The organism is Streptomyces sp. NPDC059695, assembly GCF_042733785.1.
GTDB lineage: Bacteria > Actinomycetota > Actinomycetes > Streptomycetales > Streptomycetaceae > Streptomyces.
Map to the genome: position 1 here is coordinate 37,379 of NZ_JBHWFF010000007.1, position 18,219 is coordinate 55,597.

Annotated in this window: 15 protein-coding genes; 4 read left to right on the top strand and 11 right to left on the bottom strand. The window is 72.1% G+C overall.

The features are described 5' to 3' along the window. From ACFV2S_RS10950 to ACFV2S_RS10990, 9 genes are all read right to left on the bottom strand, one after another. A partial coding sequence (locus ACFV2S_RS10950) for a DHA2 family efflux MFS transporter permease subunit (protein WP_385556319.1) occupies positions 1 to 1,521 on the bottom strand: 1,521 nt, incomplete at its 3' end. 127 nt (positions 1,522 to 1,648) lie between these two features. Continuing rightward, positions 1,649 to 3,070, bottom strand: coding sequence for an adenylosuccinate lyase family protein (locus ACFV2S_RS10955; RefSeq protein WP_385556321.1), 1,422 nt, complete (start codon positions 3,068 to 3,070; stop codon positions 1,649 to 1,651). Continuing rightward, positions 3,067 to 5,025 carry an FAD/NAD(P)-binding protein gene (locus tag ACFV2S_RS10960; RefSeq protein WP_385556323.1) on the bottom strand — a complete coding sequence of 653 codons (1,959 nt, stop codon included), beginning with the start codon at positions 5,023 to 5,025 and terminating at the stop codon, positions 3,067 to 3,069. The genes ACFV2S_RS10955 and ACFV2S_RS10960 overlap by 4 nt, the downstream gene beginning before the upstream one ends. 61 nt (positions 5,026 to 5,086) lie before the next feature. Continuing rightward, entirely contained in the window at positions 5,087 to 5,983 is an 897-nt protein-coding gene (locus tag ACFV2S_RS10965) for a prephenate dehydrogenase (RefSeq protein WP_385556325.1), read from the bottom strand. Continuing rightward, on the bottom strand, positions 5,983 to 6,900 hold the full coding sequence (locus tag ACFV2S_RS10970; protein ID WP_385556327.1) for a phytanoyl-CoA dioxygenase family protein: 918 nt from the start codon (positions 6,898 to 6,900) through the stop codon (positions 5,983 to 5,985). Before ACFV2S_RS10970 ends, ACFV2S_RS10965 begins: the two co-directional genes overlap by 1 nt. A gap of 131 nt (positions 6,901 to 7,031) precedes the next feature. Then, the gene (hppD, locus tag ACFV2S_RS10975; RefSeq protein WP_385556329.1) at positions 7,032 to 8,096 is read right to left on the bottom strand and encodes a 4-hydroxyphenylpyruvate dioxygenase; all 1,065 of its coding nucleotides are present in this window, start codon (positions 8,094 to 8,096) and stop codon (positions 7,032 to 7,034) included. Between the two features lie 30 nt (positions 8,097 to 8,126). Further along, positions 8,127 to 9,395: a beta-ketoacyl-[acyl-carrier-protein] synthase family protein gene (locus ACFV2S_RS10980; RefSeq protein WP_385556331.1), complete on the bottom strand. Its 1,269-nt coding sequence runs from the start codon at positions 9,393 to 9,395 to the stop codon at positions 8,127 to 8,129. Next, positions 9,392 to 11,035 (bottom strand): class I adenylate-forming enzyme family protein, encoded by a 1,644-nt coding sequence (locus tag ACFV2S_RS10985; protein WP_385556333.1) that lies wholly within the window; start codon positions 11,033 to 11,035, stop codon positions 9,392 to 9,394. Before ACFV2S_RS10985 ends, ACFV2S_RS10980 begins: the two co-directional genes overlap by 4 nt. 150 nt (positions 11,036 to 11,185) lie before the next feature. After that, positions 11,186 to 11,452, bottom strand: a complete 267-nt coding sequence (locus ACFV2S_RS10990; RefSeq protein ID WP_383794235.1) for an acyl carrier protein — start codon at positions 11,450 to 11,452, stop codon at positions 11,186 to 11,188. Positions 11,453 to 11,469: 17 nt separating this feature from the next. Between ACFV2S_RS10990 and ACFV2S_RS10995 the strand changes: the two genes are divergently transcribed. After that, complete coding sequence (locus ACFV2S_RS10995) at positions 11,470 to 12,126, top strand: 4'-phosphopantetheinyl transferase family protein (protein WP_385556335.1); 657 nt, start codon at positions 11,470 to 11,472, stop codon at positions 12,124 to 12,126. Positions 12,127 to 12,133: 7 nt separating this feature from the next. On the opposite strand, the gene ACFV2S_RS11000 is transcribed toward ACFV2S_RS10995, so the two are convergent. Both ACFV2S_RS11000 and ACFV2S_RS11005 read right to left on the bottom strand, forming a co-directional pair. Next, the gene (locus ACFV2S_RS11000; RefSeq protein WP_385556337.1) at positions 12,134 to 13,546 is read right to left on the bottom strand and encodes a class I adenylate-forming enzyme family protein; all 1,413 of its coding nucleotides are present in this window, start codon (positions 13,544 to 13,546) and stop codon (positions 12,134 to 12,136) included. Between the two features lie 295 nt (positions 13,547 to 13,841). Continuing rightward, positions 13,842 to 14,933: an alpha-hydroxy acid oxidase gene (locus tag ACFV2S_RS11005; RefSeq protein ID WP_385556339.1), complete on the bottom strand. Its 1,092-nt coding sequence runs from the start codon at positions 14,931 to 14,933 to the stop codon at positions 13,842 to 13,844. 188 nt (positions 14,934 to 15,121) lie between these two features. Here ACFV2S_RS11005 and ACFV2S_RS11010 point away from each other — a divergent pair, with 188 nt between their 5' ends. Genes ACFV2S_RS11010 through ACFV2S_RS11020 form a run of 3 tightly spaced genes read left to right on the top strand, consistent with a single transcriptional unit; the run spans position 15,122 to position 18,103 of the window. After that, positions 15,122 to 15,766 carry a TetR/AcrR family transcriptional regulator gene (locus ACFV2S_RS11010; RefSeq protein ID WP_385556341.1) on the top strand — a complete coding sequence of 215 codons (645 nt, stop codon included), beginning with the start codon at positions 15,122 to 15,124 and terminating at the stop codon, positions 15,764 to 15,766. A 45-nt stretch (positions 15,767 to 15,811) separates the two neighbouring features. Next, complete coding sequence (locus ACFV2S_RS11015; RefSeq protein ID WP_385556343.1) at positions 15,812 to 16,765, top strand: alpha/beta hydrolase; 954 nt, start codon at positions 15,812 to 15,814, stop codon at positions 16,763 to 16,765. 3 nt (positions 16,766 to 16,768) lie between these two features. Beyond that, positions 16,769 to 18,103 (top strand): PLP-dependent aminotransferase family protein, encoded by a 1,335-nt coding sequence (locus tag ACFV2S_RS11020; RefSeq protein WP_385556345.1) that lies wholly within the window; start codon positions 16,769 to 16,771, stop codon positions 18,101 to 18,103. The last annotated feature ends 116 nt before the right edge of the window (positions 18,104 to 18,219 follow it).

The following is an 18,219-nucleotide window of genomic DNA, read 5'->3' on the forward strand; positions in this document are numbered from 1 at the left end:
GGTTGGGGGGGGGGGGGGGGGGGTGGGGGGGGGGGGGGGGGGCCCCCGCGGGGGGGCCCCCGGGCGGGCTTTGGCGCTGCGGGGCGCGGGGCGCGCCCTCGCCGGGGCGGCCACCGCGGCCGCGACGGAGCCGATGGCGCACGCCAGGAACACCTGGAGGTAGCCCTGGTCGTCGAGGACGCTGTGACGCCCGAGGATCGCGGCCAGGACCGCGATGCCGAGCGCGCCGCCCACCTGGCGCATGGTCATCAGCAGGCCGGTGCCGGAGGCGAAGCGCTGCGGTTCGAGCGCCGCGGTGGCCGCGTTGGAGATTCCGGTGAGGGCCGCGCCGATGCCCACTCCGGCCACGATGCCGATGGGCAGCCAGAGCGCGAGGTAGCGGGGCTCGCTGTCGAGCAGGAGGTACATCGCGGCGCAGGAGGCCCCGAAGAGCAGGGAGCCGACGAACACCCCGGCCCACTGCGCCCGCGGTCCGACCCGCTTGCCGACGACCATCGCGCCGATCGCCGCGCTGAAGGCACCGGGGGTGACTGCGAGGCCGGCCTTCAGCTCGGAGTAGCCCCACACCGCGTTGAGGAAGAGGAGCGTGCTGAGCAGGTACGCGTACATGGCCGCCCCGAAGAGCAGCGAGGCGACGTTGCTGGCGGCGAAGGTACGGCTGCGCCAGAGGTCCCACTCGACGGCGGGCGAGGGGTGCCTGCGGGAGCGCAGCAGCGCGCCGGCGGTGAACAGCGCCCCGCCGATCAGGAGGGCGAGCACCCGGCCGCTGTCCCAGCCCCACTCCGTTCCCTGGGTCACGCCGAAGACGAGTCCGCCCAGGCCGAGGGCGAGGGCCAGGGTTCCCAGCGGGTCGGGCATCCGGCGCCCGCTCGGCCGGTCACCGGTCAGCCCCCGGGCCGCGACCAGGACGAGGGCGAGGCCGATCGGCAGGTTGATCAGGAACACGCTGCGCCAGCCCCAGGTGTCCACCAGGAGTCCGCCGAGGCTGGGCCCCACGGCCGCGGCCATGCTGCCGACCGCTCCCCAGACGCCGACGGCGGCCGACCGGTGGGCGGGAGGCGTGTGCTGGAGCACGAGGCCGAGGGCGGAGGGGATCAGCCCGGCCGCCGCCACGCCCTGGAGCGCGCGGGCGGCGACGAGCACCTCGACGTTGGGCGCGAATCCGCTCAGGACCGAAGCCAGGGTGAACAGGACCGTCGACCAGAGGAAGAGCCGCCGGCGTCCGACGACGTCGGCGACGCGCCCGGCGACGGCGAGCAGCGCGGCGAAGACGACCGTGTACGCGGTGACGACCCAGGTGAGCTCGGACAGCGAGGCGGACGAGAAGTCGGCGCGCAGGTCGGAGAACGCGATGTTCACGACCGTGGTGTCGAGCACGGCGAGGAAGGTGGCGCCGGACGCGACGAGCAGCGCCAGCCGCGCGGTGGCCGACGCCGCGGAGTTCGCGGGCGCCGGCCCGTCGCCTTCCGCGTCCGGGGCCGTCGTGGCCTCGCTGGGTGATGGTGATGATGCGGTGGTCATGGTGGTTCCCTCCATCGGTCGATCCGCCGGATCAAAACTAAACGACCGTACGTGCATTTAAAAGCCCTGTCGGAGAACAGTACGTGTCGTCCCGGTGCGACCGCGGGGGAGAGGGCGGTCCTCGGAGCTATCCCTTCAGCGCCTGCTCGATCAGTTCGGCGGCGGCGCCCGTGTACCCCGCCGGGTCGAGCAGGCGGGCGAGCTCCTCGTCCGTGAACCGACCCCCGATCTCCGGCAGTTCGGCCAGGACGTCCGCGAGCGTGCGGCCGGAGGCGGCGGCCAGCGCCGACGCCCTGCTCATCACGTCCTTCGCGGTGGCCTTCCCGAGGACGGGTGCCAGAGCCGCGGCCAGCCGCTCCGAGACGATCAGGCCGCTCGTCAGATCCAGGTTGGCCCGCATGCGCCCGGGGTGGACCTCCAGGCCGGCCACGAGCTCGCGCGCGGTGTGCGCGGCGCCGCCGGTCAGCCGCAGGCATTCGCGCAGCGGCTGCCACTCCGCGTGCCAGGCGCCGGCCGACCGCTCGTCCTCGGACAGCATCGCATGCGTCAGCACGCTCGCGTAGGCGGGCACCTGCAGCGCGGCGGAGCGGATCAGGGTGGCCAGGGCCGGGTTCCGCTTCTGCGGCATCGCCGAGGACACCCCCCGGCCGGCCGCGGCCGGCTCGGCGACCTCGGCGGTCTCGGTCCGGGCCAGCGACTGCACGTCCACCGCGATCTTCCCGAGAACCCCCGTGGCGAGGGCCAGTTCGCCGGCCAGTCCGGCGACGGGCAGCCGGTGGCTGTGCCAGGGGAGTGCCGGCGCGACGAGCCCCGTCTCCGCGGCGAACAGCTCCGTGAGCCGTTGCGCGTAGCCCGGGGAATCGGTGCCGCGGTGCAGCCGCTCGTACTCGACGTACCCGGCCAACGTGCCCGCTGCGCCGCCCAGTTGGACCGGCAGCCCATGGGCCCGCAGCTCCCGCAGCCGGTCCGCCGCCGCCCGCACGGCCGAGTGCCACCCGGCGGCCTTGAGACCGAAGGTCGTCGGCACGGCGTGCAGCGCGAGGGTGCGGCCGGCCATCAGTGTGTCCGCGTGCTCGACGCTCAGCCCGCGCAACGAACCCGCGATGTGGTCCAGGTCCTCCACCAGGAGGTCCAGGGTCCGGCCGGCCACCAGCATCAGCGCCGTGTCGAAGATGTCCTGGCTGGTGGAGCCCCTGTGCACGTAGTCGGCCGCGGCCGGGTCCCGCTCCGCCACCAGCTCGGTGAAGGCCTGCACCAGGGCCACGACCGGGTTCGCCGCGCCCCTGCTCCGCACGGCGAGGGCGCGCGGATCCAGCAGTTCGGCCCGGGCCAGCCCGCTGATCGTCCGGGCCGCCTCCTCCGGCACGTTGCCGAGCAGCGCCTGGGCGCGCACCAGCGCCGCCTCGGCGTCCAGCATCGCCTGCAGCCAGGCGCCGTCGGAGGTGGCCGCCTCCGCGGGGGTGCCGGCGCGCACCGGGCTGAGCAGCCCGGCGTCCACGGCGTGGGCCACGGGCGAGTCGTCTCCGGCGAGGGGTCCGTCGGCGCTCATCGGGTCAGCTCTCCGATCATCTCGCTGTCCGCGCCGAGGCTCCTGGACAGTCCCAGTACGGCACGGGCTATGGCGTCCGAGTCCTGCAGCGTCACCGAGTTCACCCCGGGACGTATGCCCGCCGCCGTCGCCCAGTGCACGGACTCGGTGGGCACCCCGAAGGCGAAGCAGCGCGGGTTCGGGCGGCCTTCGGCGTCGATCAGGTGGAACGGCGCTCCGGTGACGGCGACTCCGCCCGTCTGGTGCGGGTCCCCGCCCGGGTCGCTGATCTCGTACGGACGGCACTGCCCCGCCTCGAGGAGCTGGCGCAGCAGCGGGTCGGCGGTCCGCCGGAGGTCGATGTCCGGGAGCCGCGCCTCGACCAGGGTGGTCGCCGAGGTCGCCGAGCCGGGCACCGCGGCGGATTCGGCGGTGAAGACTCCCGACTCCGGGTCCGCGGCGGACCGGGTGGCGGGGCCCAGCACGCGCAGGACGCCGGCCTCGATCAGGGCTATGGCCTCCTCGATGCGCCGCGCGGGCGGCCCGATGGACAGGAAGGCGTTCAGCGGGGTGTACCAGCCGTCCAGGTCCTGCCGGTGCGATCCTCCCGCCAGCCCGCCGTGGTCGACGATCATCCGGAGCTCGTTGCGCAGATCGCGCAGGACGTCGAGCGCCGCCTTGAGCGGACCGTCGACGTTGCCGCTCCGGGCCGCCCGGAGGTCCTCGCGCAGGTGGTCGAGCAGCCAGCCCTCGAAGTCCTCGGCGGAGGCGAACTCCCGGTCCGCCCACGGCCGGGCGATCCGGTCCCAGTCCCAGCGGTCCCGCTCCTCGATCCCGAACTCGGTCAGGACCTCGCGCTCCCCGTCGCTGCCGGGCTCGGTCTCCAGATACCGGGTGCGCAGCCTTTCGGCCTCACCGGTCCGGCCCTCGGAGGCGAGCAACGCCGTGTAGTAGACGGTCTCGACCTCCTTGGACACGAGGGGCCACAGCACCGCACGGAAGTCGATGCCGCCGTGCAGCCGGGACTGCTCCTGGAGGTCCGCGATCACCTCGGGGGTCAGGACGGCCGGCCAGTGGCGGCCGTGGGCACCCTTCTGGTTCTCGCCGCGCGAGTGGAAGGGCAGCCCCCGCCGGGAGCCCGCGACCAGCCGCGGCTCCCGGCCGGACGGCTCGTAGACGAGCCGCCCCGCGATCCGGGAGAACCGGCCGCCCCGGCCGTGCGTCAGCAGGGACATGTAGTCGAAGAAGTTCAGGCCGAGGCCGAGCAGCGCGACCGTCTCGCCCGGCCGAATCGGTGACAGGTCCACGTCGGCGGGGTTGGCGGGGGCGATGTAGCGCAGCCCGTGCGTCGCGGCGAAGTCCGCCAGCTCGCGCTCACGACGCGAACGGCGCACCGGCAGGTGGCCCTGGGCGAGCACCACGGCGTCCAACGGGCCGAGCGCGGTGCCGTCGTCGAGCAGGACGGTGCGCGTGGTGCTGCCCGGCTCCTCCTTCAGGGCCACCGCCCGGGCCCGGTGCAGCACGGTCGTCAGCCGGTCCGGCGCCGTCTTCGTGACCCGCGCGAAGACCCACTCCAGGTAGTGCCCGTAGAAGGCGCGTGACGGATACGAGTCGGGGCCGAGCGCGCGGGCCTCGGCCAGCACCTGCTCCTCGTACCGCCGGTCGTCCATGGGGCCGATCAGGACGAGGAACCGCGCCCATTCGTACAGGCTCGGCCCCGGGACCAGAGGCCCCTCGATCTCCACGCTCTCGTCGGTGAACATCGTGACCTGGGAGGCCACCGTGTTCATCAACAGGTGTTCGGACTGGTCGGTACGCCACACCTGGCCCGGTCCCGGCGGGTGCGGATCGACCACGTGCACGGTGATCCTGCCCTCGTCGGGGTTCAGCGCGGCATTCGCACAGATCCGCTCCAGGAGCGAGAGCCCGCGGGGCCCCGCACCGATGAGGCAGACGTCGAGCCGTCGGGTGGCCATGGTCTCTCCAGTCGTTCGAAAGTCTAGACAGTCTTCGAAAGCCGATGTGGACCCGCGGCGGTCAGCCGCGGGCGGTCGCACCACTGAGGCGGAGTCCGCCGGAGGCCGCGACCGGGATCCGGGCCCGGCCCTGCGTCCCCCGGACCAACGCCGAAGTGAGCTGCGCCGTATGGGCGCGGGGCTCTTCCGGCACCCGGGTTCCCAGGTCCCTCAGGGCCTCGACCACCGTGTGCAGATCCGAGGCGAACTCCGCCAGGACCTCCGCCACGGCCGCGGCGTTGGAGCCGAGGATGTCCGTCCACAGCCCCGGGTCACCGCCGGCGATCCGGGTGGTGTCACGCAGCCCCTGCCCGGAGAGGCGGAGCTGGGACTCGTCCCCCGACAGCAGGCGGGCGGCGAGCAGCGTCGCGACCACGTGGGGGGCGTGGGAGGTGAGGGCCACAGCCCGGTCGTGATCGCTGTGCGTCATCACGACCGGGTGGGCGCCACAGAGCTCGGCGAGCTCCCTGACGCGGCTGACGGCCGCGTCGCGGGTGACCTCGGAGGGGGTGAGCACCCACGGCCGGCCCTGGAACAGTCCCCGCTGGGCGGCCAGCGGCCCCGACTGCTCCCGGCCCCCCATGGGGTGCCCGCCCACATAGCGGGCCAGGTCGCATCCCAGTTCGGCCGCCTCCCGCTGCGGCCGGACCTTGACGCTCGCCACGTCCGTGAAGTCGTGCGCCAGTCCGATGAGTTGGTACTCCTTGAGGGACTGGGCGACATGCTGGGGCGGAACCGCGAGCACGGCCAGATCGACCGGCTCGCGGGGGAACTCGACCACGCCCGCGCCCAGATCGGCCGCGGTGCGTGCTGCTTCGGGATCCCTGTCGAGCAGGTGGGGGACGATGCCCTGGTCCCGCAGGGCCAGCGCGATCGACGTACCGATCAGGCCGGTTCCGACCACTGCCGCGCTGAACATCAGCGGCTGCTCCACAACACAGGGCAGTACTCGGGGTCGCTGTAGTCGGGGGTTCCCTCAGCGGTCCGGCGCACCAGCACGTCGTGGTTGTACGCGACCGGGGTGCCGTCCGAGCGGCGGAAGTCCCGGTACCGGTTGTCGCCGTCCTGGAGGTGGAAGGAGATGGCCCGGCGCGGGCGGTCGCTGACATTGGCCCCGCTGCCGTGGTACGTGCGGCAGTGGTGGAAGTTGACGTGGCCCTTGGGGATGTGGACCGGGATCTTCGTGACCTCGGTGCCGTTGTGCGCCGCGTTCTGGTCCAGCATCACGTCGAGCTCGCTGCGGTCGCGCTCCGCGAAGTGCAGGGACGTGGCGTCGTTCTGGGCGATCTCCTTCCAGCGGTGGCTGCCGTCGACCATGGTGATCGTGCCCATCTCCTCGCCGCAGTCGTGGAAGGGGATGAAGGCGGTCAGCATCCGCTCGGAGGTGGACGTCGACCAGTAGTGCCGGTCGAAGTGCCAGGGCACGATGTTCGACTGCTCCTGGGCGACCGGCGGCTTGAAGATGAGGGTGGACTGGAAGACCCGGATCTCCTCGGCCTCGGCGAGCCGCGCGGCGACCGCGCCGAGCAGCGGCTTGCGCAGGATGCGCCCGATGGTGTCGTCCTCGTAGTGGACGTAGTCGTTGTGCCGCTGCACCGGTCCGTGCTCGGGCTCCCAGTAGGCGAGCTTGGGCGGCCGGACGGGCAGGGTGCGGTCGCGGTGGCCGGCGTAGAAGTTCTCACTGGCCGATTCGAGGAGGTCGATCTCCTCGTCGGTGAAGAGCTTCTTCGACAGGTACCAGCCGTGCTCGGCGTAGAAGGCGACGTCCTCGTCGGTGGGGAGGAGCTCCCGCTCCTCCTCGGTCAGGGTGAAGCGCTCGGATTCCTGGACAGTCACGGTGTTCCTTCGAGTGCGAGTGCGAGTGCGAGTGCGAGTGCGAGTGCGAGTGCAGACGTGGATGCGGGTGCGGGTGCGGGGGAGCCGGTGTGCCGCGTCGACGGCCGGCGGGGAGGAGGGCGGCGAGCCGCTCAGGCGGTGGTCTTCTCCCGGGCGACGGCCTCGTAGAGGGCCTTGATGTTGCCGCTGCCGAAGGTGCGGGCCCCGTGCCGGTCGATGACCTCCCAGAAGAAGGTCCGCCGGACGTGCAGGGACTGCGTGAAGATCTGGAAGACCTGGCCCCAGTGGTCCTGGTCGACCAGGACGTTGGTGCGCCGCAGGTCCGAGATCTTCAGCTCCGGGCTGCCGAGACGCTTCTCCAGCTCGGAGTAGTACGTGTCCGGCGTCTCCAGGAACCGCACCCCCCGGCTTTCGAGCGTCCCCACAGCGGCGACGATGTCGTCGGAGAGCAGGGCCAGGTGCTGCACACCGGCACCGCCGTGACGGGCCAGGAAGCCGTCGATCTGGCCGGGGTCGCGGTCGGTCACCGGCTCGATCAGGGTGAAGGTGACCTGCCCGGACGGGCTCTGGACCACCTTGGAGTCCATGGCCTGGGTGCCGACCTCGATGAACTCCTCGAAGATCTCCGAGAAGCCGAAGACCTTCTCGTAGAAGGCGACCGTGTCGCGCAGCTGACCCGCCGGCAGGCAGATCGCCGCGTGGTCCACGGTGGACAGCACCTGCTCGGCCTCGTCGGGGTCCGGGGCGAAGATGTCCATCACCCCGGGCAGGAAGTCGTCCCGGTCGCCGGTCCGCTGGACGAAGCGGTGCGCGACGTCGCCGAATCCGAGCACGGAGGCGGTGACCACCTCGTTGCCGTCCCGGCCGTGCACCGCGAGTTCCTCGACGACGGTGGCGCCGCGCTCGACCGCCGTCTCGAACGCCTTCGCGGCGTCGGTCACTTCGAAGGCGATGTTGGCCACGCCGTCACCGTGTAAGGCCACGTAGGCGGCCGCCGGGTGCTCGGGGGTCAGCGCGGAGGTGAGGACGAGGGAGATGCCGCCCTGGCGCAGCAGCAGGGAGCGCTGGTCGGGCAGGCCCGTCTCGGGGCCCGCCTGACCGCACAGGCGGAAGCCGAACGCGGTGCAGAGGAAGAACGCCGACTGCTGGGCGTCCCCGACATAGAACTCGACATGGTCTACGGCCCCGATGTCCACGGAGCCCCCTTTCTTCTGGCGCCTCTGGCGCTACTGGCGCTTCTTGCGCGTGGTCGGCTCGCCGAGGAGCAGGCTGACGTTGTGCCCGCCGAAGGCGAACGAGTTGGAGAGGGCGGCGCGGACCCGCTGGACCCGGGGCCCGCCGCGGACGTGGTCCAGATCGCAGGCCGGGTCGACCTCGTCGAGGTTGTGGGTCGGCGGGAGCTGCCCGCGGGAGATGGCGAGCGCGCAGAAGGCCGCCTCGACCGCCCCGGATCCGCCCAGGAGGTGGCCGGTCATCGACTTCGTACTGCTGACGGCCGGGGACCGGTCACCGAACACGGCCTGGACGGCCTTGGTCTCGGCCACGTCGCCCAGCTTGGTCGAGGTGCCGTGCGCGTTGACGTAGTCGACGTCGCCGGGCACGAGCCCGGCCGTCGCGATCGCCCCGCGCATGCTGGCCGCGGCCCCCTCGCCGTCCGGCCGCGGCGCCGTGGGGCGGTACGCGTCGGTGCTGGCACCCCACCCCATCAGGTCGGCGTAGCCGGCGGCGCCGCGCGCGTCCGCGAGGCCGGCCCGCTCGACGACGAGCACACCCGCTCCCTCGGCCAGCACGAAGCCGTTGCGGCGGCGGTCGAACGGGCGGCTGGCGGCCTCCGGGTCCTCCCAGCGCTGGGCCAGCGCCCTGGCGTGGTGGAACGCCAGCGCGGAGGTGGGGTTGAGCGGCGCCTCGGCGCCACCGCAGACCACGACGTCGGCCTCGCCGTAGCGGATCAGCCGGGCGGCCTCCGCCACCGCGTGGGCGCCGGCGGCACAGGCCGTCGCGATCGCCGAACTCCAGCCGCGAATGCCGTACTTGATGGCGATGCGGGCGGCCGCCATGTTCGGCAGCATGCCGGGCAGCAGGTACGGGCTGACCGCCGTCGGCCCGCGCTCGGCCCGGGCCAGCGACTGCGCCTCGTACGTCGTCAGGCCGCCGGCGCCGCTGGACACGATCACCGCGACCCGGTGCGGGTCGACGTCGCGGCCGACGACGATGCCCGAGTCGGCCAGCGCGTCGTCCGCGGCGGCGAGCGCCATCAGCGCGAACCGGTCGACGAGCCTGCCCTCGCTCGGGGGAAGGACCTCGCCCGCGGAGATGTCCGGCGCGATGCCGGCCACGTCCACGGTGCCGGCGAGCAGGTGGTCCTCGGGCGGCCTGCGCAGCCCGGACTTGCCGTGGCAGAGCGCGTCGAAGGTGTCCGCCGCGCCCCGGCCGAGCGGGGTGAAGGTGCCGATGCCCGTGACGACGGCCGCCGGGGCCGTGCCGCGCCCGCTCACGCCGCCACCGTCGCGGCGTCCGTGCCGAGCAGCTCGCCGGCGAGGAAGCGGGTGCGCAGCAGCACCTTGCGGACCTTTCCGGTCGGTCCGAGCGGGATCCGGTCCGGGCTGACGACGATCACGCGCTCGACGGTCTCGGCGACGTGCGGCTCCAGCGCGGCCAGCACCTCGGCGCCGCGGTCGGCGTCCGGGTCGGCCTGCTCGTCGAGGACGAGCAGCACGGAGGTGGTGACGTTCCCGTCGGCCTTCACGGCGACGACGGTGCACTCGCGGATGTCGGGGCAGGCGGCGAGGACGCGCTCCTCGGACAGCGCGGTGAACAGCTTCCGGCCGTTGCCGAGGTCCACCGCGTCCACCGCGCGGTCGACGTGGTAGAAGTACCCGGCCTCGTCGTGGAAGACGAGGTCACCGGTGAGGAAGTAGCCGTCCCTGCGGGTGCGGAAGGTGGTGACCGAGTCGTTCCAGTACCCGAGGGCGAGCGTCGGCGCGGCGATGGCGAGCTCGCCGACCTGGCCCGGGCCGAGCTTCTCGCCGTCCGGGTCGAAGACGGCCGCGTCGGTGAAGGCGTGCGGCTTGCCGATGCAGCGCCCGTACCGGTTGGTCTGCGGGGTGTGCGTGATGAAGAACTGGGAGTGACCCATCTCGGTGGAGCCGAGACCGTCGACGAAGTAGGAACCCGGGCGGTTCGTACGGCCCGTCGCGGCGGCCGAGGCCCGGCTGCCGACGGCGATGAGCTTGCGCACGTGCGCTTCGTGCGCGCAGTCGCCGGTGTTCCACCAGACGCTCACGGAGTCCAGGCGACGGGCCGCGAGGTCCTCGCCGGCCAGCTCCGACCACGTCGCGGCGAACCCGAGCACGCTCTGCGGCTGCCAGCTCTCGATGGCGTCGAGCACGACGGTGCCGCTCTGGTTCGACACCAGGGCGAGCTGGACCCGGTTGGCCAGGGCGAGGTTGACCGCGATGACGGTGGCCGCGTGGGCCGAGGGGAGGGCCCCGAGCATCCGGTCGAGCCCCTGGCCCTTCGGGAGGGAGAGCCGGTGCCGGATCGACGCGAAGAGGCTGTGGTGGGAGTGGGCCACCGCCTTGGGCAGGCCGGTGGTCCCGGACGAGTGCGTGATGACCACGGGCTCGTTGCCGTGGTGGCGGTAGGGCCGGGGAGCCGCGGCCGGGTCCCCCTTGCCGAGCTCCGAGACGTCGGGCAGCAGCGGCGTCTGGGTGTCGTGGCCGTCCAGCACCGCCCGGTGGGCGGAGTCGGTGATGACGCCGACCGCGCGGAGCCGCTTGATGTACTCGGCCGCGGACTCGGCGGGGACCTTGCCGTTGACCAGGGCCGGGATCGCCCCGAGGCGGGCCAGCGCGAGGTAGGAGAGCACCTGGTCCGCGGCGTCCGACACGAACACGGCGACCGGGTCACGGGGCTTGATGCCCAGTGCGTGCAGGGTGGCGGCCCGTGCGGCGACCCGCTCGCCCAGCTCCGCCAGGGAGAGGGGCTGCCAGGCGGGATGCCCGTCCACCTCGGTGTCGAAGGTCAGGGTCGGCAGGTCGAGGCCTTCGCCCCGAGCGACGAGGGTGGTCAGCAGATTGCCGATGCCCAGAGCCTGGTCGGCCGCGAGTTCCGCGCGCTCGTTCTTCGGGTTCATACCTCGTTGTCTCCATGTTCTGAGTCTGGTCTGGCTGGCTGCCGGTCCCCGGCGCTGCTTGCCGCACTGACGGCCACGGGCGTCCGCGGTACCTGCCGCCCGCTGCCGCGGCAGCGGGCGGCAGGGTGCGGAACGCCGGGCACGGTGCGGTTACTGGACCGTGACGGCGGTGGCGGCGGCGCGCTTGACGATCTCCTGGACCAGGCCGGCGACGGTGAGCAGGGCGACCGTCTCCATCTCGTCCTCCTCGAACTTCACGCCGTAGGTGTCCTCGACCTGGATGGCGATCTCCGCCACGGAGAGCGACTCGAGGTCGAGGCCGGCCGGACCGAGGGGGGTCTCGCCGGTGACATCCGTGACGTCGTAGTTCATGTTCTGCAGAGCCTCGATGACAAACTGGGTGACCTCGGCGGACATCTGATTGACTCCTCTGTGTGGAACGACGGCCGGGAACGGACCCGGACAGGGTGACGGTGCTGTGGTGCACCACGGACGGGGACGAGCGCGCGCAGGCGCACCGGCTGCTGCTGCAGAGTGCGGCCACGCTCCTCGGTGTCCCGGTGTCCGAGCTACGGGTGGAACACGAGCCGAGCGGGCGCCCGTTCCTGGGCGGCGCCGGCGAGGGGCTGATGGTGAGCGTCAGCCATGCCCGCGGGGTGCTGGCGCTCGTGCTGAGCACGCGCTGCCCCGTGGGAGTCGATGTGGAAGTGGTACGTCGGCTCAACGCGGGCGCGCTGGCGCGGTCTTACCTGGATCCTGTGGAGACGGACTGGGTCCGCGCGCTGCCCGAGGCGGAACAGGCGACGGGATTCCTCTGGCTCTGGACGCAGAAGGAATCGGCGGGAAAGGCGCTCGGCCAGGGGCTGCGGGGCGGCGGCATGAGCCGCCGGGTACCGCTGCCGGAGTCCTGGCCGCCCGGCGACACCTCTTCCCTGACGCCTCGCCGGCTGCCCGGCGCACCGGACATCCGGTCGGCGGCCGTCCTCACCGGCGACGGACGTTTCGTCCTCGGTGTCGCGACCCACTGCGAGCACCGCGACTGTGACGTGCCCGTCCAGGTGCGCCGGGTGGAAGCGCCGTCGTCCGGCTGAGACGCCGTTACTTCTGAGCCGGGGTCGCCCCGGCGGTGGCACGGGCCGCGGACCGGAGCGTCTGCGCGTTCCGTACGGGCTTGCCGGTGGCCGTGCGGGGGAGTTCGGTCAGGACGTGCACGGCTCTGGGCCGCTTGTACGGAGCCAGCCGCGCGGCCAGACACTCGGCGAGCCGGTCGGTCACCGACTGCTCGGCGACCGTCACGTAGGCCTCGATGCCGGTGCCGTGCACCACCACCGCGTCCGTGATGCCGGGCAGCGAGGCGATCGAGGCCTCGACCTCGGAGAGGTCGACCTTCAACCCGCCGACGGAGACCTGGGAGTCGAGCCGTCCGTGCACGGTCAGCAGACCGCTCGTCCCGTCGAACCGGCCGGCGTCCTTGGTGTACAGCCATCCGTCGACGTACCGGGTGGGGTCGATCTTCCCGACGTACGGGGAGGCGGGCAGCCCCAGCAGGATCTGCTCGTCCTCGACGCGGACCCGCATGCCCGGCACCGGAGTGAGCCCGGCGGCCGTGCCGGAGAGGTCGACGGCGATCACACCGGTCTCGGTCATGCCGTACATGGCACCGAGGCCGGCGTTGTAGCCGTTGGTGAACCGCTCCCGGACGGACGGTTTGATGAGCTCGCCCCCGGTGATCATCTGACGGAGCTGCGGGGGGCGCGTGGGTGACTGGGAAGCGGCCAGCAGGGCCGCCTGGGACGGGACGCCGAGGATCGTCGTCGGTTCCGGTCCGGCCGCGACGGCCTTGAGGATGCCGTCCAGGGTCTGGCTGGTGGGAAGCACCACCTGGGTCCCGCTGGCCAGCCCGTACAGCAGCCCGCCGACGAGACCGAGGACGTGGACGATGGAGGCCAGGACGACGGTCCGCTCGCCCCGGCGGGGGAAGCCCTCCAGCCGGCCGTACCGGTCGATCTCCTCCAGGAGGCTCGCGACGGTGCGGCCGATCACCTTGGACGGACCGGTCGACCCCGAGCTGAGCTGGAGCAGGGCGTGATCGGTGGCGGCCGGCCGGCCGCCCTTCAGCGGAGTGAGACGCACGTCCACCTGGAAGAAGCCCGTCAGCGCTCCGGCCACCTTCTCCGTGGGCTCGACGACGAGCTGGGGGGTGAGCCGCGCGATCGCCTGGCCGACCTCATGCGGGGTCAGCCGGTAGTCGAGCAGGATCACCTGGGCGCCCGTCCGCCAGCCGGCGAGCATGGCGACGATACAGCTCAGTGACGGTGGCACCCGTACGGCGAGGGAACCTCCGGTGGTCAGCCCGGCCGCTTCGAGCTCGGCGCACTGGGCCGCGACCAGCTCCCGGAGCGTCGCACGGGTCACCGGCGCGTCCAGGTGCAGGACGACGTCGCGGCCGTCCCCTTGAAGCAGAATGTCGTCGACCCAGGCGCCGTCGACGCAAACGGGCCTGGGCGGCACCGTTTCCCCCACTGGAATCCCCACCTATCGAAATTCTCGAGTACCCGGCAGCAAATCGGAACTGCACTGTTCGGATGACGCTCGGGTAAGTGTGTCGCGCTTTCGTTCGGCGGCGACGTGTTCACCATCTCCTAGTACTCATGAGTAGGCAAGCGAACAAAAGTGATCCTGGCAATAGTGCGTCAGGTTTCCGAATAGTAACGTATTCGGAACCGCGCAGGGCACGCCAAATGCCCCGCCTACCCGTTGGTTTTGGGTGTGCGGGGTCATGTGGAATTCTGATCGGTGTCCCGGCCTACGGCGCGGAGATGACGGACCGGAAAATTCCGGATGACGTGAAGTCGGCCGGCGTAGGTGCCCCCATGAGCGCCATTACCTCGTCGAACTCTTCGGTGAGGCGCTGCAGGATCCCGGCGACGCCGTCGCTGCCGGAGTGGGCGAGGCCCCAGAGGACCGGGCGTCCGACGAAAACCGCATCGGCGCCGAGACAGAGGGATTTCGCGATGTCGGCGCCATGTCTAATTCCGCCGTCAAGGATGATCGAACAGCGCCCGGAGACCGCTTCCACTATTTCCGGCAGACAATCCGGGGCCGCTCTCGCAAAATCGAGCTGACGGCCCCCGTGATTCGAGACGATGATTCCTTCGGTGCCGTACTTGACGCAGAGTTCGGCATCTTCGGCGGTGAGGATTCCCTTGAGGACCAGGGGCAGCGATGTCTGCTCGCGCAGCCACGCCAGATCCTCCCAGGTGATGGAGGAGTCGAACTGTTCCTTCGAGTGGCGCGCGATGGCGGACTGGCCGGGAGTGTGTCCGTGCGAGGCGGCCATCATCGCCGGGTCCACGTTCACCGCGCGGATGCCCGGCGGGATGCTGAAGCCGTTCCGCGCGTCGCGTGGGCGATGGGCCACGCTGGGGGCGTCCACCGTCAGCACCAGCGCCCGGTAGCCGGCCGCCTCGGCCCGCCGGGCCAGGGTCGCCAGCTGTTCGCGGCTCTTCAGCCAGTAGAGCTGCAGCCACAGCGGCCCGCTCGCCGCGGCGGCGATGTCCTCCAGCGAGCGGCTCGCGAACATGCTGACCGTGAACAGTGCCCCCGCTTCGCCGGCTGCCCGCGCGGTCGCCACTTCCCCCTCGGGGTTGGCCAGTTCGTGGTACGCCATGGGGGCGATGCCGAGCGGTGCCGCCAGCGGTGCGCCCAGCAGGGTCGTCCGCGGGTCGCGGTGGGACACGTCGACGAGGCAGCGTGGGCGCAGGGTGATCCGGTCCAGTGCCCGGCGGCCCGCCGAGAGCATCGACTCGGTGCCGCTTCCCCCCTCCAGGAAATCCCACACCGGGGCGGACAGCCGCTCCCTGGCCATGGCCTCGTACTCGCGCAGTGTCAGTGGCACCGCTGCTCAACCCCCCGTGATCCGCCTCGATCGAGCCAACCCACCGCACGACCGTTCTTCTACTCTCGCATACTGACCGCACGGTCGTCCATGTTCTTAGTATGCTGGGCGTCAACGGCATCGGGGGAGATGCTGTGCGCAGTGATGTTGGGGGACCCGGTAGTCCAAGCACGAGAAGAGGCCGAACCATGACAGCGACGCACGAAGACGGGCGGATCGCACGCGGGAACCAGACCCGCCAGCTGGTCCTCAAGCGCACCGTCGAGATCGCGTCAGTGGAGGGACTGGAGGGTCTCTCCCTGGGACGGCTGGCGACCGAGCTCAAGCTCAGCAAGAGCGGGGTCTTCGCCCTGTTCGGCTCCAAGGAGGAGCTGCAGCTCGCCACCGTCCGCGCTGCCATCAAGGTCTACCTGGAACACGTGGTCCAGCCCACGCGCGGGATCGCGCCCGGCATCCGGCGGCTGTGGGCCGTCTGTACCGCCTGGCTCACCTACTCCGAGCAGCGGGTCTTCCCCGGCGGCTGCTTCTTCTACTCGGTCTCGGCCGAGTACGACGCCCGTGAGGGCAAGGTGCACGACACGATCGCCGCGGCTCACGCGAACTGGTTCTCCTTCCTCGGACAGAACATCGAGGACGCCCAGCGCGCGGGCGAGGTCCAGGAGGGCGTCGACATCCCCCAGCTGGTCTTCGAGATCGTCGCGCTCCTCGAGACCGCCAACGCCGAATCCGTCCTGCACAACGACTACACCTGCTACGGCAAGGCCGCCAAGGGCATCCTGTCCCGCCTGCGTGGCGTGGCGACGGACCCCGCGCTGCTTCCCGACACACCCTGACTCCGCCCGCCGCCCACGCGGTCGCGGGCCCGGACCGGAGACACCATGCCATTCGATCCAGAGTTCCAAGCCCTCTACGACCAGCGTGCCGCGCAGGGCGGCCGGCCGCTCTACACCATGACCCTGGAGGAGGCGCGCGCCGCCGATCTCGCCGCCGTCCAGGCCGGCGCGGGCGAGCCCGAGCCGGTGGCCGAGGTCCTCGACACGACCATCCCCGGACCGGGCGGGCCGCTGCCCGTCCGCGTCTACCGGCCCTCCGCCGCTCAGGGCCCGCTGCCCGTCCTCGTCTACTTCTTCGGAGGCGGCTGGACGCTGGGCAGCATCGAGACCGGCGACGCGATCTGCCGCAGCCTCACCAACGCCGCGGGCTGCCTGACGATCGCCGTGGGCTACCGCCTCGCGCCCGAGCACAAGTTCCCCGCCGCGGTCGACGACTGCCACGCGGGCGTACGGTGGATCGCCGAGCACGTGGGCCGGTTCGGCGGCGACGCCACGCGGATCGCCGTCGCGGGCGACAGCGCGGGCGGCAACCTGGCCGCGGCCGTCACGCTCAGGAACCGGGACGCCGGCGGCCCCGCCCTCGTCGCCCAGCTGCTCGTCTACCCCAACACGGACTATCTCGCGGACACGGACTCGCGCCGGGAGAACACCGACCCGCTCCTCTTCAACGACAAGTCCGTGCACTGGTACTGGGACAACTACCTCGCCACCGCCGAGGACGGAGCGGACCCGCTCGCCTCCCCGCTGCGCGCCACCGACCACTCCGGTCTGCCGCCCGCCCTGGTGATCACCGCCGAGTACGATCCGCTCCGCGACGAGGGCGAGCAGTACGCGACCCGCCTGCGGGAGAGCGGCGTCCCGGTCGAGGCGGTCCGCTACCACGGCGTCGCCCACGGGTTCTTCGCCATGGCCGGCACCCTGGACGCGGGCCGGCGCGCCGTGGCCCACGCCGCCGCCCATCTCCGTACGGTCTTCGCCGACACGACGACGGGGGTCTGAACGATGCCGGACACCACCGGACGGCCCGTACCGGCCCTGCCGCTCGCCGAACTGCACGCCTCGCTCTCCGACCCGCTCCTCGACGCGATGAACTTCCTCAACGAGGTCGTCAACCGCTTCCCGGAGGCCGTCTCCTTCGCCCCCGGCAGGCCGTCCGAGGGCGGCTTCGAGACGGAGGACCTGTTCCGTCATCTGCGGACGTACACCGACCACTTGGAGCGGGATCTCGGCTGGTCGCCCGAGCGGGTGCGCACCCAGCTGTTCCAGTACGGGCGCACCAACGGCATCATCCACGAGCTGATCGCCCGCACGGTGGCCAACGACGAGGGCATCCACGTCCCGCCGCAGGCCGTGGTGGTCACCACGGGCTGCCAGGAGGCGATGCTCCTCACCCTGCGGGCCCTCTTCGCGGCCCCCGAGGACACCCTGCTCGTCAGCTCGCCCTGCTACGTGGGGATCACCGGCGCGGCACGCCTGCTGGGCATCCCCCTGCGGCCCGTCCCGGAGGGTCCGGCGGGCCCGGACCCCGAAGCGGTTCTGGCGGCGATCCGCGGGACCCGGGAGGCCGGCGGCCGGCCGCGCGCCCTGTACGTCGTACCGGACTTCGCCAACCCGTCGGGCGCGAGCATGACCGTGGCCGCCCGTGAGCGGCTCCTGGAGATCGCGGCCGAGGAGGACCTGCTGATCCTGGAGGACGATCCGTACGGCTTCTTCGTCCGCACCGGGACCGCCCGGCCCACGCTCAAGGCCCTCGACCGGGACCGCCGGGTGATCCACCTCGGTTCCTTCTCGAAGACCGCCCTGCCCGGAGCCCGTGTCGGCTATGTCATCGCCGACCAGGAGGTCATCGGTCCCGGGGGGCGCGTCTCGCTGCTCGCCGACGAGCTGTCCAAGATCAAGAGCATGACCACGGTCAACACCTCGGCGGTCGGCCAGGCCGTGATCGGCGGACTGCTCATCGAGTCCGACTGCCGGCTGCGCGAGGCGAACGCCGGGGCGATCGCCTTCTACCGGAGCAATCTGGACACGCTGCTCCGCGAGCTGGACCGGCACTTCCCCGCCGATCGCAGGGCGGCCCTCGGCATCGAATGGAACGAGCCGGACGGCGGGTTCTTCCTCGTGGTGACCGTCCCGTTCCTCGCCGACCACAAGGCGCTGGAGCGCTCCGCCCGGGAGTTCGGGGTCCTCTGGACCCCGATGAGCGACTTCTACCTCGACGGGGGCGGACTCCGTCAGCTCAGGCTCTCCTGCAGCGCTCTGGAGCCGGCGGGGATCGTCGACGGGATCGCCAGGCTGGCCGCGTTCGTCAACGCCCGGATCGCCGAGGCGGGCGAGTAGAAGCCCCGTGGGAACGGACGAAGGAGGGGAGGGGGGGCGGTGACGGCCCCCCCCCCCCCACCGCCCCCCCGGGGCGCCCCGCCCCACTGGGGGGGGAACCCCCCCGGCGGGGACCC

Excerpts from the sequence above, each read along its gene's own strand:
- ACFV2S_RS10955 (WP_385556321.1), bottom strand. The coding sequence starts at position 3,070 with ATGAGCGCCGACGGACCCCTCGCCGGAGACGACTCGCCCGTGGCCCAC.
- ACFV2S_RS10960 (WP_385556323.1), bottom strand. The coding sequence starts at position 5,025 with ATGGCCACCCGACGGCTCGACGTCTGCCTCATCGGTGCGGGGCCCCGC.
- ACFV2S_RS10965 (WP_385556325.1), bottom strand. The coding sequence starts at position 5,983 with ATGTTCAGCGCGGCAGTGGTCGGAACCGGCCTGATCGGTACGTCGATC.
- ACFV2S_RS10985 (WP_385556333.1), bottom strand. The coding sequence starts at position 11,035 with ATGAACCCGAAGAACGAGCGCGCGGAACTCGCGGCCGACCAGGCTCTG.
- ACFV2S_RS10990 (WP_383794235.1), bottom strand. The coding sequence starts at position 11,452 with ATGTCCGCCGAGGTCACCCAGTTTGTCATCGAGGCTCTGCAGAACATG.
- ACFV2S_RS11010 (WP_385556341.1), top strand. The coding sequence starts at position 15,122 with ATGACAGCGACGCACGAAGACGGGCGGATCGCACGCGGGAACCAGACC.
- ACFV2S_RS11015 (WP_385556343.1), top strand. The coding sequence starts at position 15,812 with ATGCCATTCGATCCAGAGTTCCAAGCCCTCTACGACCAGCGTGCCGCG.
- ACFV2S_RS11020 (WP_385556345.1), top strand. The coding sequence starts at position 16,769 with ATGCCGGACACCACCGGACGGCCCGTACCGGCCCTGCCGCTCGCCGAA.